This is a genomic window from Mesorhizobium sp. B2-7-1, assembly GCF_006440735.1.
In the GTDB taxonomy this organism is placed as follows: Bacteria; Pseudomonadota; Alphaproteobacteria; order Rhizobiales; family Rhizobiaceae; genus Mesorhizobium.
Genome location: NZ_VFUA01000146.1, coordinates 1 through 13989 on the forward strand (window position 1 = coordinate 1; position 13989 = coordinate 13989).

The following is a 13989-nucleotide window of genomic DNA, read 5'->3' on the forward strand; positions in this document are numbered from 1 at the left end:
GATGGCTGCGATGGTCGCATGCGCGATGATCGGGCCGACGCTCGGGATCGTCGTCAGCCGCAAGGCCGCTTGCTGCTTTCTTGGCCAGATCGATACCAAATCTGATAGCTTGCATGACGGACGGTCTCCTCCGCTGGGGTTTCAACACGACCAGCTTGGCACATTCGATGCCGCAAGGGGCCGTCCACCCATCATTCTAGGGCGGAGCAAGGAGCGGAGCGACGCGGCGCAGACCGGGGAATCCATGCCGTTACGTCGAGGCGTTGCCACGGTGCAGAATTCTGCCCCGCTGCATATTTCGGCCCAGGTCACGGAATGGATCCTCGGGTCTGCGCTCCGCTTCGCGTCGCTCTGCCCGTGGATGACGAAGCGCGCAAGCTTCGGCCAATCGCGAACGTCCGCCCCGGTCTGCGCCGCCGCGACGCTTCTGGGTCATGGCATGGATTCCAGGGTGTGCGCGCGTCGCTTCGCTCCTTGCTCCGCCCTGGAATGACGGAGTCACTTAAAAGCGAGGCTGCTCGTCACCCGAAATACCGGTTCATCTTCTTTGCCAGCTCGATATCCAGCGCCGTGACGCCGCCTGCGTCATGCGTGTTCAGGGTCACGCCGACGGTCTTGTAGACATTCGACCAATCCGGGTGGTGGTCCATCTTTTCGGCGGCCAGCGCCACGCGCGTCATGAAGGCGAAGGCCTCGGAGAAATTCTTGAAGACGAACTTGCGCTTGATGGACGCGCCGTCGGCGGCGAGCGACCAGCCGTCGAGCTCGGCCAGGGCCGTGGCGATCGCATCCTTGCTGAGTTTCTCTCTGCTCATGTCGGTTTCCTGTGCTATTCGGGAAAAATGACCCGCACCATAGTGCATGTCGCCCAAAAGTGCGCAGCGGTTTTGAGGTGACGACAGGCAAGAAACAACTGCCGGATCGATGAGCGCGAAGCCCATGAATTCCGTTCTGTTCGTCTGCCTCGGCAACATCTGCCGATCGCCGCTGGCGGAAGGCGTGTTTCGCGCGGTGCTTGCCGGGCAAGGCAAGGACCTGGCGATCGATTCGGCCGGGACCGGCGGCTGGCATGCCGGCGAAGAGCCCGACCGGCGCTCGATCGCGGTGGCCGCAAAGCACGGCGTCGACATTTCGGGGCAGAGGGCGCGCAAGCTGCGGCCGGAGGATTTTTCGCGTTTCGACCTGATCCTCGGCATGGACCGGGCGAATGTGCGCGACCTCAAGGCGCTGGCGCCGCAGGCCGCGCGCGACCGCATCCATCTCTATCTGGATTTCGCGACGGGGAAGGCCGTGGACGTGCCCGATCCCTATTACGACGGCGCCGAGGCCTTCGCTTCGGTCTATCGCATGATCCGCGAGGCGTCGGAGGCGCTGGCGAAGCGGCTCGAGGCCAGCGTTTCGCCGGCCAGCGGCCAGGCTTCCTCGACGATGTAGGGACCGCCGCCGACCGAATCGCGCGACGACATCAGGACGAAGCGGCCGACGCGGAAGGGCAGCGCGGAAAAATTGCCGCGCGCCGAAAGATATTGCGCGACATCGAGCGGGTTCCCGTTGCGCAGGCGCGCCAGGGTTACATGTGGCGAGAACTTGCGCGGATCGGCCGGCAGCCCGAGCCGCTGGCAGATGCGGTCGATCTCGCCCTGCAGCGCCGTCAGGTCCGGCGAAGCCGATACGCCGGCCCACACCGCATGCGGCTTCTTGCCGCCGAAGGCGCCGACGCCGGAGAGCGTCATCTGGAAAGCGGGGCGGTGAACCCTGTCGAGCGCGTTGGCGATCTCGTCGGCGACATGGCCCTCGACATCGCCGATGAAACGCAGCGTCAGATGGTAGTTTTCGACGTCGATCCAGCGCGCGCCGGGCAGCCCGCCCCGGAGCAGGGACAATGAGAGAGCGGCGTCACGTGGAATTTCGAGGGCGGTGAAAAGACGTGGCATGTGAAGCCTCCTGTCCTCGAATCGAAACTCTCGGCCCTTAGCGAATCATCGATGCAGGCGCGGGGCAAGCGGTTTGTTGTCCACAATGTTTCCCCAGCGGAAAGCGTGGCATTCCGGACTCATGGCGGACCCTCATGATGGACCGCCATTGTCGGCGATCGCCTTCTCGACCATGGGAAGGATGCGCTCGACCATGACGTCGACCCCCCGGGGATTGGGATGCATGCCGTCCTCGATCTGCAGATCCGGGTGGCCGGCGACGCCGTCGAGAAAGAACGGATAGAGCGGAACGCCGTATTTTTCGGCAAGCCGCGGATAGATGGCGTCGAAGGCCTTCTGGTAGTCGGCGCCGAGATTGGGGGCGGCGCGCATGCCGGCCAGAAGCACGGGAATGTTGCGCTGCTTGAGCTTGCCCAGCATCGCGTCGAGGTTCTTCTCGGTGATCTCGGGCGAAAGGCCGCGCAGCATGTCGTTGGCGCCAAGCTCGAGGATGACCAGCCTTGTGCCGTCCGGCACCGACCAGTCGAGCCGCGCCAGCCCGCCGCTCGAGGTGTCGCCCGACACGCCGGCATTGGCAACGGTGACGTCGAGGCCCTTCGCTTTCAGGGCCGCCTGCAGCCTGTCGGTGAAGCCCTGGCCAGGGCCGAGGCTGAAGCCCGCCATCAAGCTGTCGCCGAAGCCGACGATGCTGAAGGTGGCGGCGCGCGCCGGCGAAATGGCGCCGCAAAGGGCGAGGAAAAGGATGAGGGCTGCGGCAAAACGGTGTTTGAAAGCCATGCGGCGAGCCCCATATGACCGGAACAATCCAAGGGAGGAGACACCGGCCGTCTCCTTTTTCACATATAGGGCGCTTTCATTGTGACAGAAGCCGTCATCGCGCTGAGGGACGTATCGCTGACGCTCGGCGAGGGCGCGTCCTCCGTCCATGTGCTGAAGGGCGTGAGCCTCGATGTGGCGGCCGGCGAAGCCACCGGCATCGTCGGTCCGTCCGGTTCGGGCAAGTCCACCCTGCTCATGGTTCTTGCCGGTCTGGAACGAGTCGATTCGGGCACGGTCCGAATCGCCGGCGAGCTCATAAACGGCAAAAGCGAGGATCAGATTGCATCGTTTCGCGGGCGAAACATTGGCATCGTCTTCCAGTCCTTCCACCTCATTCCCAACATGACGGCGCTCGAGAACGTCGCGGTGCCGCTGGAGCTTGCCGGCCATGCCGACCCGTTCGGCGTCGCGGCGCGCGAGCTTGCCGCGGTCGGCCTGAGCGACCGGGTGACGCACTATCCGGGCGAGCTTTCCGGCGGCGAGCAGCAGCGCGTGGCGATCGCCCGGGCGCTGGCGCCGTCGCCGCGCATCCTCATTGCCGACGAGCCGACCGGCAATCTCGACCAGGCTACGGGAAAGCAGATTGCCGATCTTCTGTTCGCCAAGGCGGTGGAACGCGGCATGACGCTGGTGCTGGTCACGCATGATCCGGCGCTTGCCGCGCGTTGCGCGCGCCAGGTCTCGATGCGTTCGGGGCGGATCGAGGACGCGCCGAAGCCGGTGAAGGTGCCGGCCTGATGCGGACATTGAAGCTCGCCATCCGCTTCTCGCTGCGAGAGATGCGCGGCGGCCTGTCGGGCTTCATGATCTTCCTTGCCTGCATCGCGCTCGGCGTCGCGGCGATCGGCGGCGTCAATTCGGTGGCGCAGGCGATCAGTGCCGGCGTCGCCGACCAGGGCCAGACGCTGCTTGGCGGCGATCTGCGCTTCCAGGTCAACCAGCGCAGCGCTTCGGATGCCGAGCTCGGCTTCATCAAGCGCCTCGGCACGGTCTCGCAGACGTCCGGCATGCGCTCGATGGCGCGGCTGGAGGATGGCTCGGACCAGGCGCTGGTCGAGGCAAAGGCCGTCGACGACGCCTATCCGCTCTACGGCTCGCTGGAGACCGATCCGGCGCTGCCGAAGGAGCAATTGTTCGGCGAGAGGTCCGGGGTGTTCGGCGCCGCCGCGCCCGATCTTTTGTTCGACCGGCTCAATCTGCACATCGGCGACAGGCTGAAGCTCGGCAGCGCCATTTTCGAGCTGCGCGCCAGGCTGGTCGGCGAGCCGGATGCGGTGTCGGACGGTTTTGGCTTCGCGCCGCGGCTGATGATCTCGCGCGAAGGCCTTGCCGCATCCGGCCTGGTGCAGCCCGGCAGCCTGGTCGAGAACGCCTATAAGGTGAGGCTGCCGGATGGCGCCTCTGAGGCGCGGATCAAGGGCATCCAGGCCGAGGCCGCGGCGGATTTCCCGCAGGCCGGCTGGTCGATCCGCACGCGCAGCAATGCCGCCCCCGCGCTCTCCGCCAACATCGAGCGTTTCTCGCAATTCCTCACCCTGGTCGGGCTGACCGCGCTGGTGGTCGGCGGCGTCGGCGTGGCGAATGCCGTGCGCGCCTATCTCGACGGCAAGCGCGGCGTCATCGCCACCTTCAAGAGCCTCGGCGCCTCGGGCGGCTTCGTCTTCACCGTCTATCTCGTGCAGATCCTTCTGATCGCGGGCCTCGGCATCGTGCTCGGGCTCGTGCTCGGCGCAGCGATGCCGTTCGTGGCCAGCGCGTTCCTGCAATCTGTCATCCCCGTGCCGGCGCAAGGCGGCTTCTATCCTGGCGCGCTTGCCATGGCCGCGCTCTTCGGCCTGCTGGTGACGCTGGCCTTCGCGCTTCTGCCGCTCGGCCGCGCCCGCGACGTGCCGGCGACGGCGCTGTTTCGCGAAATGGGATTCGAGAGCCGCGGCCTGCCGCGCCTGCCCTATACCGGCGCGGCACTTGCGATCGTCGTCGCGCTGGCGGCGCTGGCGATCCTTTCGGCCAACGACTACCGCATCGCCTCGATCTTCGTCGGCGCCACGGTCTTTGCCTTCCTGGTGCTGCGGCTGGTGGCGGTGCTGGTGCAGTGGGCGGCAAAAAAGAGCCCGCGCGCGCGTTTCGTGTCGCTGCGGCTGGCGCTCGGCAACATCCACCGTCCGGGCGCGCTGACGCCCTCCGTGGTGCTCTCGCTCGGCCTCGGGCTGACGCTGCTGGTGACGCTGGCGCTGATCGACGGGAATCTGCGGCGGCAGATCTCCGGCAGCCTGCCGGAGCGGGCGCCGAACTTCTTCTTCGTCGACATCCAGAGCAGCGACGTCGATGCCTTCGCCAGCCTCGTGGGCAAGGAATCGCCGCAAGGAACGCTGGTCAAGGTGCCGATGCTGCGCGGCCGCATCATGGCGCTGAACGGCGTCGCCGTCGACAAGGTGAAGATCCCGGCCGACGGCGCCTGGGTGCTGCGCGGCGACCGCGGCCTGACCTATGACGCGAAGCAGCCGGAAAACGCGACGCTGACCGAAGGCAAATGGTGGCCGCAGGACTATTCCGGGGAGCCGCTGGTGTCGTTCTCGGCCGAGGAGGGCAAGGCGATCGGCCTGAAGCTCGGCGACAGCGTGACCGTCAATGTGCTGGGACGCAACGTCACCGCGAAGATCGCCAATTTCCGCCAGGTGCAATGGGAGACGATGGGCATCAACTTCGTCATGGTGTTCTCGCCCAACACCTTTGCTGGGGCGCCGCATGGCTGGCTGGCGACGCTGACCGACAAGCAGGCCACGACGGCCGACGACGCAAGGCTGCTCAATGCCGTCACCCGCGCCTTCCCGGCCGTGACGACGGTGCGCGTCAAGGACGCGCTCGACATCGTCAACCGGCTGGTCGCGCAACTGGGCACGGCGATCCGCACCGCTGCCGGCGTCGCGCTGATCGCCTCGGTGCTGGTGCTCTCCGGGGCTTTGGCCGCCGGCAACCGGGCGCGCATCCACGATGCGGTGGTGCTGAAGACGCTCGGCGCGACAAGGCGGACGCTCATCGCCGCCTTCTCGCTGGAATATGTGCTGATCGGGCTTGCGACCGCGCTGTTCGCGCTTGCCGCCGGCGGCATCGCCGCCTGGTTCGTGGTCGCGCATATCATGACGCTGCCATCGCATTTCATGCCGGAGGTCGCGGTGGCGACGATCCTGGTTTCGCTGGCGGTCACCGTGGGCATCGGCCTTGCCGGCACCTGGCGGGTGCTCGGCCACAAGGCGGCGCCGGTGCTGCGCAACCTTTGACAGAGGGGCTGACAGCCGCCCGCCCGGTTAAATCTTTGTAAGAATGCTGGGCGAATGGCCCGAAAACCGGCCTTTTGCCTTCTCACAAAGCGTTACCGCTCGTTACCGTCTTGTTCTTGACGTCGAGAACGCTCATATTTTGCGCAGGCATGCTGGAGCTCCGCCAGCGGCGCCTGGTCCCGGAATCCGAGGGACCTGTCACCGGACGGGGCAGAAGCAACAGAGGATTTCCAATGGCTGATCCCATTCGCAACTACCAGACGGGCGCCGCCTCCGGCGCGCGCGTCGATATCGATCAGGGCCTGCGCGCCTATATGATCAAAGTCTACAACCTCATGGGGCTTGGCCTGCTCATAACCGGCCTTGCCGCCTGGGGCGCCTTCCAACTCGCCGTCACGGGCGACGGCCAGCTGACCGCCTTCGGCCAGCTCATCTATGCAAGCGCGTTCCGCTGGATCGTCATCCTGGCGCCGCTCGCCGCCGTGATGTTCCTGTCGTTCCGTATCCAGTCGATGAGCGTGGGGGCGGCGCAGGCCACATTCTGGGTCTATGCCGGCCTTGTCGGCCTATCGCTGTCGACGATCTTCCTCGTCTACACCGGCACCAGCATCACCCAGACCTTCTTCGCCACGGCCGCGGCCTTCGGCGGTCTGTCGCTCTACGGCTACACGACCAGGCGCGACCTGTCGGCGTTCGGCTCGTTCCTGATCATGGGCGTGATCGGCCTGCTGATCGCGATGCTGATCAACATCTTCCTGCAGTCGTCGGCGCTTGGCTTCGCCATCTCGGCGATCGGCGTGCTGGTGTTCGCGGGCCTGACCGCCTACGACACGCAGGCCATCAAGGAAATGTATTATGAGGGCGACCAGTCCGATGTCGCCGGCCGCAAGGCAATCATGGGTGCGTTGAGGCTCTATCTCGACTTCATCAACCTGTTCATGTTCCTGTTGCAGTTCATGGGTCAGCGCCGCTAAAGGCGGTTGCCCGGTCTCAGTGGACCATAGACTTTGCGAAGGGCGGCCCAACGGCCGCCCTTTCCTTTTGCGCAGCCCTCTGCTGTTATCGAGGCAGTGAAGAGAATTGCACAAATTATGAGCAATATTGCGATCAGGGCCGCCACCGCGGCCGACCTCGACCGAATCACGGAAATCTATGCCGACGCGGTGGCGCACGGCACGGCAAGCTACGAGCTGGAGCCGCCGAGCCGCGCCGAAATGGGCAACCGTTTCGATGGCCTAACGGCCGGCGGCTTCCCTTATCTGGTGGCGGAGAAGGACGGCATCGTGCTTGGCTATGCCTATGCCGGACCGTTCCGGCCACGCCCTGCCTACCGATTCGTGATCGAGGATTCGGTCTATGTCGCGCCGGAGGCCAAGGGACAGGGCCTGGGCTCGCTGCTGATGCGGGCGCTGATCGAGACGGCGCGCACGGCGGGCTTCCGCCAGATCATCGCGGTGATCGGCGACGGCCACGCCGACAGCGCTTCGGTCCGGCTGCACGAGAAGCTCGGCTTCCGCCATTCCGGTCGCCTGGAAGGATCCGGCTACAAGCACGGACGCTGGCTGGACACGGTGTTCATGCAACTGCCGCTGAATGGCGGCGCGGAACTGCCGCCCGATCCGGAATCGCTGCCGGAGCGGAGGTTCCGGGCTCAAAGGGAACTGAAGAATTGAAGAACAGAGGAACTGAAGAAGGCCCCAGGGCACTGTTTTCCTCAGTTCTTCAGTTCCTCAATTCTTCAGTTCCTGTTCTCACGCCTCCACGACCCTCAACTTGGCATCGAAGACCCCGAGCACGCGGCCGAGTTCCTGGCCGCGCTTCAGGATGCGGCCGCCGGCGGCGATGACGGCGAAAGCGCCTTGCCGGCGCGCCAGCTTGGGGTCCTTGACGATCTGGAACAGCGGCACTTCGCTGGCCCGGCGGAAGACGGAAAAGACAGCGCGATCAGTGAGATGGTCGATGGCATAGTCGCGCCATTCATTGGCCGCAACCATGCGTCCGTAAAGCCTCAGGATCTGGTCGAGCTCGCGCCGGTCGAATCGCACCGGCTGGTCGAGGCGGGCGTTGCGCGCCTCGTGCAACGGGATCAATATTCCGGATGCTTCCCCATCCTCCATCCCGCTGCTGTTATCGGTCATGCCTCGATCCTTCGATTGAATCATGCGCCGGCCAAGGTTCGCGCTTTCAGGATCAAATTGCAAGGGCCGGCCGGGCATGCGGCGCGGTCGCGCGGTTTCACAAACGTCCAGTCACGTTTGCAAAACGCATGTTGGAATTGGTGATACTCCGCCACATTCTTGCCACAAATAATCCGCGCTCATGCCCCAATGTCCGACGAGTTTACCGGCGTTGCCTGAGACGGTTCGGTCCGGCACCGGCTCGTAAACCCCAAGCCCCCCGCCCACGGGTCTGCGTCGGATCGAACCAACCTCGGTTTTTCCTTGGAAAAATCAGGTGCGACGATCCCAAAACCTGAATAACCGGCGTCAGAAGCAAGCTGACGCCGGTTTTTTTATTTTCCTTCTCCCCTTGTGGGAGAAGGTGGCCGAGCGAAGCTCGGTCGGATGAGGGGTGCCGGAAGGAATGAGGCGGCGGTAATTTCGAGCTTGCTGCCAAGCTGGAACACCCCTCATCCGTCGCCTTCGGCGACACCTTCTCCCACAGGGGGAGAAGGGAAAAAGCTAAAGCCGATCCGGCTTGTGGATGAAGGCGGCGCCGAGGATTGGCCCGGGCATGCCGTCCTTGCCGACCGACTGCAGCAGCACCGCGCAGCCGCCCTTCTTGGCGATCTCGGTCATCGGCAATTCGTAGCGCTGCGCCTTGCCATGCCACATGCCGGCGGTCTGGATGTCGGACACGGCGTTCCAGTAGGTCAGGCTGCGGCCGCTGTTCTCGCCCTGGCCGATCTTCACCATCTGCGGCGGGTCGAAATAGACGATCACCACATGGGCGTCGGCCGGGCCGTTGCCGGCATCGCCCGCGTCGATCATGACGCGGTCGCTGGTGCGGCTCACCTTGATGGCGACCCGCATGCCCTCGCCGGTCCTGTCCATCCGGGCCAGGGCGCCGTCGACATCCTTGCGGCTGGCCCCGTTGACGTGGCCGCGGCCATTGATGACGGCTTGCGGCGTGTAGACCGAGCGGCTGCCGAAGGCGCGCATATAATCATACTGGCGCTCGGTATTCTCCTTGGTGCTCAGCGTGTCCTGCCAGCCGAGATAGTCCCAGTAATTGACGTGGTAGGCGAGCGCGACGATGTCGTCCTTGCCGGCAAGCTCGGCGAAGAACTCGTCGGCCGGCGGACAGGAACTGCAGCCCTGGCTGGTGAACAACTCGACCACGCCCAAAGGCTTGTCGGGCTTGCCGGTCGCGGCCTTCTCAGGCTCGGCAGCCAGGGCCACGCCGCCCAACGCCGCAAGGGCCAGCGCTACTGCCGCAAGCCGCAATCGTCCTCGAAATGCCATGACTTTTCCAATTCCCGCCGGTGACGCCGGCCTTGTTCTGATTGCTAAAATATGTGGCAGAAGCGCCAGTCAACGGGAAGTCACGTTGCGGTGAAATTTTTGCTGTTGCAGCCGCAGGTAAGGGCGCAATAGGAGAGGCGGTTGCATTTCAAGGCTTGGTTCGATTCGGGAGGAGCATCCTCACCATGTGGCAAACTCTCCTGACCCCTGTCGATCTCTATTGCGAACGGACGGGTCCAGGACTTTGGGCAGAACCGGCTAATGCTTTGACCAACCTGGCTTTCATTGCCGCGGGACTGTGGGGCGTCCAGCAGGTGCGGCGATACGGGACCGGCACCTTCGCCGAAGTGCTGGCCTGGTGGGTGGTGGCGATCGGCATCGGCTCGACCTTGTTCCACACCTTCGCCAGCAAAGGCACGATCTGGGCCGACATCCTGCCGATCGCCGGCTTCACGCTGGCCTACACGCTTTTCAACCTGCGGCGTTTCCTCGGCATGGAATGGGGCAAGGCGATCCTCGTCTTCGTCGCCTTCTATGTCGTGGCCGGCCTGATCACCTACGCCGTGCCGGACTGGCTGCGCCAGGCGTCGAACGGCACCACGGGCTACCTGCCGCCTTTCCTGGCGCTCGCCTTCTTCGGGGCGTGGGTGGTGGCCACCGGCAACCGGGCCGGCTGGTACAATTTGGCGGGGTCGGCGATCTTCGTCGTCTCGGTGATCTGCCGCATGATCGACCCGCTGGTCTGCGCCCGCTTCCCGCTCGGCACGCACTTCCTCTGGCACGTCTTCAACGGGCTGATGCTGGCCGTGCTGCTGGCGGCGACGGCAAGGTTCGGGGCGCCGAGGGAGAAGGAAGTAGTGAGTAGGGGGTAGTAAGTAGAGACGCTCTTTTCCCTACTCACTAATTCCTACTCACTACTCCCTGCTTTACGCCGCCAAATCTCGCAGCACGTACTGCAGGATGCCGCCGTTCTTGAAGTAGTCGAGCTCATCCAGCGTATCGATGCGGCAGATGATCGGCACGTTCTTCACCGTGCCGTCGCCATAGGTGATCTTGGCGACCATCTTCTGGCGCGGCTTGATGGCGGAGAGCCCGTCGATCTCGACCAACTCGTCGCCCTTCAGGTTCAAGGAGGCCCATGAGGTGCCGTCCTCGAAGACGAAGGGGATGACGCCCATGCCGACCAGGTTCGAGCGATGGATGCGCTCGAAGGACTGGGCGATGACGGCGCGCACACCGAGCAGGTTGGTGCCCTTGGCCGCCCAGTCGCGCGAGGAGCCGTTGCCGTATTCGACGCCGGCGAAGATAACCAGCGGCACGCCTTCCTGCTTGTATTCCATGGCGGCGTCGTAGATCGACATCTCCTCCTTCGAAGGATAGTGGATCGTGTAGCCGCCCTCGCGGCCGTTCTCGCCCAGCATGTGGTTGCGGATGCGGATGTTGGCGAAGGTACCGCGCATCATCACCTCGTGGTTGCCGCGCCGCGTGCCGTACTGGTTGAAGTCGGCGACGCCGACGCCATGCTCGGTGAGATACTTGCCGGCCGGCGAGGCAGCCTTGATCGAGCCCGCCGGCGAGATGTGGTCGGTGGTGATCTTGTCGCCGAACAGACCGAGCACCCGCGCGCCCTTGATGTCGCCGACCTGGCCGAAGGCGCGGCCCATGCCGGCGAAATAAGGCGGGTTCTGCACATAGGTCGAGTGGTCGTCCCAGGCATAGGTCTGGCCTTCCGGCGCCTTGACCTTCTGCCAGTACGCGTCGCCCTTGAAGACGTCGGCATATTTGCGCGCGAACAGCTCGCGCGTGACGTTCTTCTCGATGAACTCCTGGATCTCGGCCGAAGTCGGCCAGATGTCCTTGAGATAGACCGGCTTGCCATCGCTGCCTTCGCCGAGCGGCTCGGTGGTCAGGTCCCCGGTCACCGTGCCGGCCAGCGCATGCGCCACCACCAGCGGCGGCGAAGCGAGGTAGTTCGCCTGCACGTCCGGAGAGACGCGGCCTTCGAAGTTGCGGTTGCCCGAGAGCACCGCGGCGCCGATCAGGCCCTTGTCGTTGATGGTCTTCGAGATCGGCGCCGGCAGCGGGCCGGAATTGCCGATGCAGGTGGTGCAGCCGAAGCCGACCAGGTTGAAGCCGATCTGGTCGAGCTCCTTCTGCAGGCCAGACTTCTCGAGATATTCCGCCACCACCTGGCTGCCGGGGGCGAGCGAGGTCTTCACCCACGGCTTCTGCTTCAGGCCGCGCCGGTTGGCGTTGCGGGCCAACAGCCCGGCGCCGATCAGCACGCTCGGGTTCGAGGTGTTGGTGCACGACGTGATGGCGGCGATGACGACATCGCCATGGCCGAGATCGTAGTCGGTGCCTTCGACGGCATAGCGCTTCGAGATCTCGGCCGCCTTCTTGTACTCGGTCTCCATCGCCTTGGCGAAGCCGGCGGGGATGTCCTGCAGCGCGACGCGGCCCTCGGGCCGCTTCGGGCCGGCCATCGACGGCACGACGTCGCCGAGGTCGAGCTCGAGCAGGTCGGTGAAGACCGGATCGGCCGAGCCTGTGTCACGCCACATGCCTTGCGCCTTCGAATAGGCCTCGACCAGCGCGATGCGGTTCTCCTCGCGGCCGGACATGGTCAGGTAGCGGATGGTTTCCGAATCGACCGGGAAGAAGCCGCAGGTCGCGCCATATTCCGGCGCCATGTTGCCGATGGTGGCGCGGTCGGCCAGCGTCATGTTGGAAAGGCCGGGGCCGAAGAACTCGACGAACTTGCCGACGACGCCCTTCTTGCGCAGCATCTGGGTGACGGTGAGCACGAGGTCGGTGGCGGTGACGCCTTCCTTCAGCTTGCCGGTGAGGCGGAAGCCGATGACTTCGGGCAAAAGCATGGAGACAGGCTGGCCGAGCATCGCGGCTTCGGCCTCGATGCCGCCGACGCCCCAGCCGAGCACGCCGAGGCCGTTGATCATCGTGGTGTGCGAATCGGTGCCGACGCAGGTGTCCGGATAGGCGGTGGTCTCGCCGTCTTCCGCGTTGGTCCACACGACCTGTCCCAGATATTCGAGATTGACCTGGTGGCAGATGCCGGTGCCAGGCGGCACGACGCGGAAGTTGCGGAAGGCCTGCTGGCCCCATTTCAGGAACTTGTAGCGCTCCTCGTTGCGCTCATATTCGAGCTCGACATTGCGGGCGAAGGCCATCGGCGTGCCGAACTCGTCGACGATGACGGAATGATCGATGACGAGGTCGACCGGCACTAGCGGGTTGATCTTCTCCGGGTCGCCGCCGAGCGCCTTGATGCCGTCGCGCATCGCGGCCAGGTCGACCACCGCCGGAACGCCGGTGAAGTCCTGCATCAGCACGCGGGCCGGACGATAGGCGATCTCGACGCCGGCGGTGCCCTTGTCGGTCAGCCAGGCGGCGACCGCCTGGATCGATTCCTTGGTGACCGAGCGGCCGTCCTCGTTGCGCAGCAGGTTCTCCAGCAGCACCTTCATCGAATAGGGCAGCTGGGCGATGCCGGTAAGGCCGTTCTTCTCGGCCTCAACGAGGTTGAAATAAACATAGTCCGCGCCACCCACGGTCAGGGTGCGGCGGCAATTGAAACTGTCGAGGGATTTCGTCACGGCGATCCGTCCTTGTCTGTTCAGCCTGAAAGGGAACGGACGCCGTTGGCATGCAATCACGCGCAAAGGTGCGGGTACGGCCATTTCCGCTGTCCGCTCCCAAGCAACCCGAGCCGTTCAAGGCGGCGCGTGCGCTGGTTCGGCGCTAATTCTGATCCCGTGCCGACCGCTGGCACGGATGAACCGCATATAGAGAATTTCCTGGAATAGTTCTAGACAGTCGAAAGACGAATTTGCGTGAAGCGGCGAGCGCCGCGAAACGGTGCTTTCGGGACGGGCAAAGAATGCGGCTGATCGCCGAAAATCTGGGCGGCGAGCGTGGCGGCGAGACGGTTTTTTCCAACATCGGCTTCGCGCTGGGCAGAGGCGAGGCGCTTGTCGTCACCGGTCCGAACGGGTCGGGCAAATCGACGCTGCTGAGGGTAGTCGCCGGCCTGCTGCCCGCCGCCCAGGGCAAAGTGCTTGTCGAGGGCGGCGGCGACGCTTTCCCGACGGTCGCCTCGGCCTCGCATTATCTCGGCCATCTCAACGCGATGAAGACGGCGCTCAGCGTCGAGGAAAATCTCGGATTCTGGCGCGCGTTCCAGGGCGAACCCGGACTGGGCGTCGAGGAGGCGCTGGAGACCGTGGCGCTCGGCGGCCTCGGACACCTGCCCTTCGGCTATCTGTCGACCGGGCAGAGGCGGCGAGCATCGATCGCCAAGCTTCTGGTCAACCGGCGGCCGGTCTGGCTGCTCGACGAGCCGACCGCAGGGCTGGACAAGGCTTCGGAGGAACGGTTCGCAGGGTTGATGCGCGGGCATCTGCAGGGTGGAGGGATCGTGGTGGCGGCGACGCATCTGCCGCTGGGGCTGGCGGGGGCGAAGGTGTTGGGGAT

14 protein-coding genes are annotated in these 13989 nt (G+C 64.9%); 8 read left to right on the plus strand and 6 right to left on the minus strand.

Annotated features, from left to right (window positions below; all coding sequences use genetic code 11):
- The first annotated feature begins 1 nt into the window (after window position 1).
- Window positions 2-493: a hypothetical protein gene (locus FJ471_RS35115; protein ID WP_246684884.1), complete on the plus strand. Its 492-nt coding sequence runs from the start codon at window positions 2-4 to the stop codon at window positions 491-493.
- 28 nt (window positions 494-521) lie between these two features.
- Here the strand turns inward: FJ471_RS35115 and FJ471_RS31885 are convergent, their stop codons facing one another.
- Window positions 522-815, minus strand: a complete 294-nt coding sequence (locus FJ471_RS31885) for a 4a-hydroxytetrahydrobiopterin dehydratase (RefSeq protein WP_140809462.1) — start codon at window positions 813-815, stop codon at window positions 522-524.
- A gap of 109 nt (window positions 816-924) precedes the next feature.
- Here FJ471_RS31885 and FJ471_RS31890 point away from each other — a divergent pair, with 109 nt between their 5' ends.
- Window positions 925-1434: a low molecular weight protein-tyrosine-phosphatase gene (locus tag FJ471_RS31890; RefSeq protein ID WP_140809464.1), complete on the plus strand. Its 510-nt coding sequence runs from the start codon at window positions 925-927 to the stop codon at window positions 1432-1434.
- On the opposite strand, the gene thpR is transcribed toward FJ471_RS31890, so the two are convergent.
- Both thpR and FJ471_RS31900 read right to left on the minus strand, forming a co-directional pair.
- Window positions 1341-1934 (minus strand): RNA 2',3'-cyclic phosphodiesterase, encoded by a 594-nt coding sequence (gene thpR, locus FJ471_RS31895; RefSeq protein WP_140809466.1) that lies wholly within the window; start codon window positions 1932-1934, stop codon window positions 1341-1343. The two genes, FJ471_RS31890 and thpR, sit on opposite strands and share 94 nt — an antisense overlap.
- A gap of 132 nt (window positions 1935-2066) precedes the next feature.
- A complete protein-coding gene (locus FJ471_RS31900) occupies window positions 2067-2711 on the minus strand; it encodes an arylesterase (protein WP_140809468.1) in 645 nt (214 codons plus the stop codon).
- Between the two features lie 81 nt (window positions 2712-2792).
- Between FJ471_RS31900 and FJ471_RS31905 the strand changes: the two genes are divergently transcribed.
- The 4 genes from FJ471_RS31905 to FJ471_RS31920 all read left to right on the plus strand — a co-directional run bounded on the left by FJ471_RS31905 (window position 2793) and on the right by FJ471_RS31920 (window position 7704).
- A complete protein-coding gene (locus tag FJ471_RS31905) occupies window positions 2793-3491 on the plus strand; it encodes an ABC transporter ATP-binding protein (protein WP_140809470.1) in 699 nt (232 codons plus the stop codon).
- Window positions 3491-6031: an ABC transporter permease gene (locus tag FJ471_RS31910; RefSeq protein WP_140809472.1), complete on the plus strand. Its 2541-nt coding sequence runs from the start codon at window positions 3491-3493 to the stop codon at window positions 6029-6031. Before FJ471_RS31905 ends, FJ471_RS31910 begins: the two co-directional genes overlap by 1 nt.
- Window positions 6032-6264: 233 nt before the next feature.
- The gene (locus tag FJ471_RS31915) at window positions 6265-7005 is read left to right on the plus strand and encodes a Bax inhibitor-1/YccA family protein (protein ID WP_140809474.1); all 741 of its coding nucleotides are present in this window, start codon (window positions 6265-6267) and stop codon (window positions 7003-7005) included.
- A gap of 117 nt (window positions 7006-7122) precedes the next feature.
- Window positions 7123-7704, plus strand: a complete 582-nt coding sequence (locus tag FJ471_RS31920) for a GNAT family N-acetyltransferase (protein ID WP_140809476.1) — start codon at window positions 7123-7125, stop codon at window positions 7702-7704.
- A 78-nt stretch (window positions 7705-7782) separates the two neighbouring features.
- Here the strand turns inward: FJ471_RS31920 and FJ471_RS31925 are convergent, their stop codons facing one another.
- Together FJ471_RS31925 and FJ471_RS31930 are read right to left on the minus strand one after the other, a co-directional pair.
- On the minus strand, window positions 7783-8169 hold the full coding sequence (locus FJ471_RS31925; RefSeq protein WP_140809478.1) for a DUF2794 domain-containing protein: 387 nt from the start codon (window positions 8167-8169) through the stop codon (window positions 7783-7785).
- A gap of 543 nt (window positions 8170-8712) precedes the next feature.
- Window positions 8713-9495 (minus strand): thioredoxin family protein, encoded by a 783-nt coding sequence (locus tag FJ471_RS31930; protein ID WP_140809480.1) that lies wholly within the window; start codon window positions 9493-9495, stop codon window positions 8713-8715.
- Window positions 9496-9680: 185 nt separating this feature from the next.
- Here FJ471_RS31930 and FJ471_RS31935 point away from each other — a divergent pair, with 185 nt between their 5' ends.
- On the plus strand, window positions 9681-10367 hold the full coding sequence (locus FJ471_RS31935; RefSeq protein WP_140809482.1) for a ceramidase domain-containing protein: 687 nt from the start codon (window positions 9681-9683) through the stop codon (window positions 10365-10367).
- 54 nt (window positions 10368-10421) lie between these two features.
- On the opposite strand, the gene acnA is transcribed toward FJ471_RS31935, so the two are convergent.
- Window positions 10422-13112, minus strand: coding sequence for an aconitate hydratase AcnA (gene acnA / locus FJ471_RS31940; protein ID WP_140809484.1), 2691 nt, complete (start codon window positions 13110-13112; stop codon window positions 10422-10424).
- Window positions 13113-13396: 284 nt separating this feature from the next.
- On the opposite strand from acnA, the gene ccmA reads away from it, so the two are divergent.
- The coding region (ccmA, locus tag FJ471_RS31945; protein WP_140809486.1) for a heme ABC exporter ATP-binding protein CcmA at window positions 13397-13989 on the plus strand (593 nt) is incomplete at its 3' end.

Excerpts from the sequence above, each read along its gene's own strand:
- FJ471_RS31920 (WP_140809476.1), top strand. The coding sequence starts at position 7,123 with ATGAGCAATATTGCGATCAGGGCCGCCACCGCGGCCGACCTCGACCGA.
- FJ471_RS31925 (WP_140809478.1), bottom strand. The coding sequence starts at position 8,169 with ATGACCGATAACAGCAGCGGGATGGAGGATGGGGAAGCATCCGGAATA.
- FJ471_RS31890 (WP_140809464.1), top strand. The coding sequence starts at position 925 with ATGAGCGCGAAGCCCATGAATTCCGTTCTGTTCGTCTGCCTCGGCAAC.
- FJ471_RS31885 (WP_140809462.1), bottom strand. The coding sequence starts at position 815 with ATGAGCAGAGAGAAACTCAGCAAGGATGCGATCGCCACGGCCCTGGCC.
- FJ471_RS31900 (WP_140809468.1), bottom strand. The coding sequence starts at position 2,711 with ATGGCTTTCAAACACCGTTTTGCCGCAGCCCTCATCCTTTTCCTCGCC.
- FJ471_RS35115 (WP_246684884.1), top strand. The coding sequence starts at position 2 with ATGGCTGCGATGGTCGCATGCGCGATGATCGGGCCGACGCTCGGGATC.
- FJ471_RS31935 (WP_140809482.1), top strand. The coding sequence starts at position 9,681 with ATGTGGCAAACTCTCCTGACCCCTGTCGATCTCTATTGCGAACGGACG.
- thpR (WP_140809466.1), bottom strand. The coding sequence starts at position 1,934 with ATGCCACGTCTTTTCACCGCCCTCGAAATTCCACGTGACGCCGCTCTC.
- FJ471_RS31915 (WP_140809474.1), top strand. The coding sequence starts at position 6,265 with ATGGCTGATCCCATTCGCAACTACCAGACGGGCGCCGCCTCCGGCGCG.
- FJ471_RS31910 (WP_140809472.1), top strand. The coding sequence starts at position 3,491 with ATGCGGACATTGAAGCTCGCCATCCGCTTCTCGCTGCGAGAGATGCGC.
- FJ471_RS31930 (WP_140809480.1), bottom strand. The coding sequence starts at position 9,495 with ATGGCATTTCGAGGACGATTGCGGCTTGCGGCAGTAGCGCTGGCCCTT.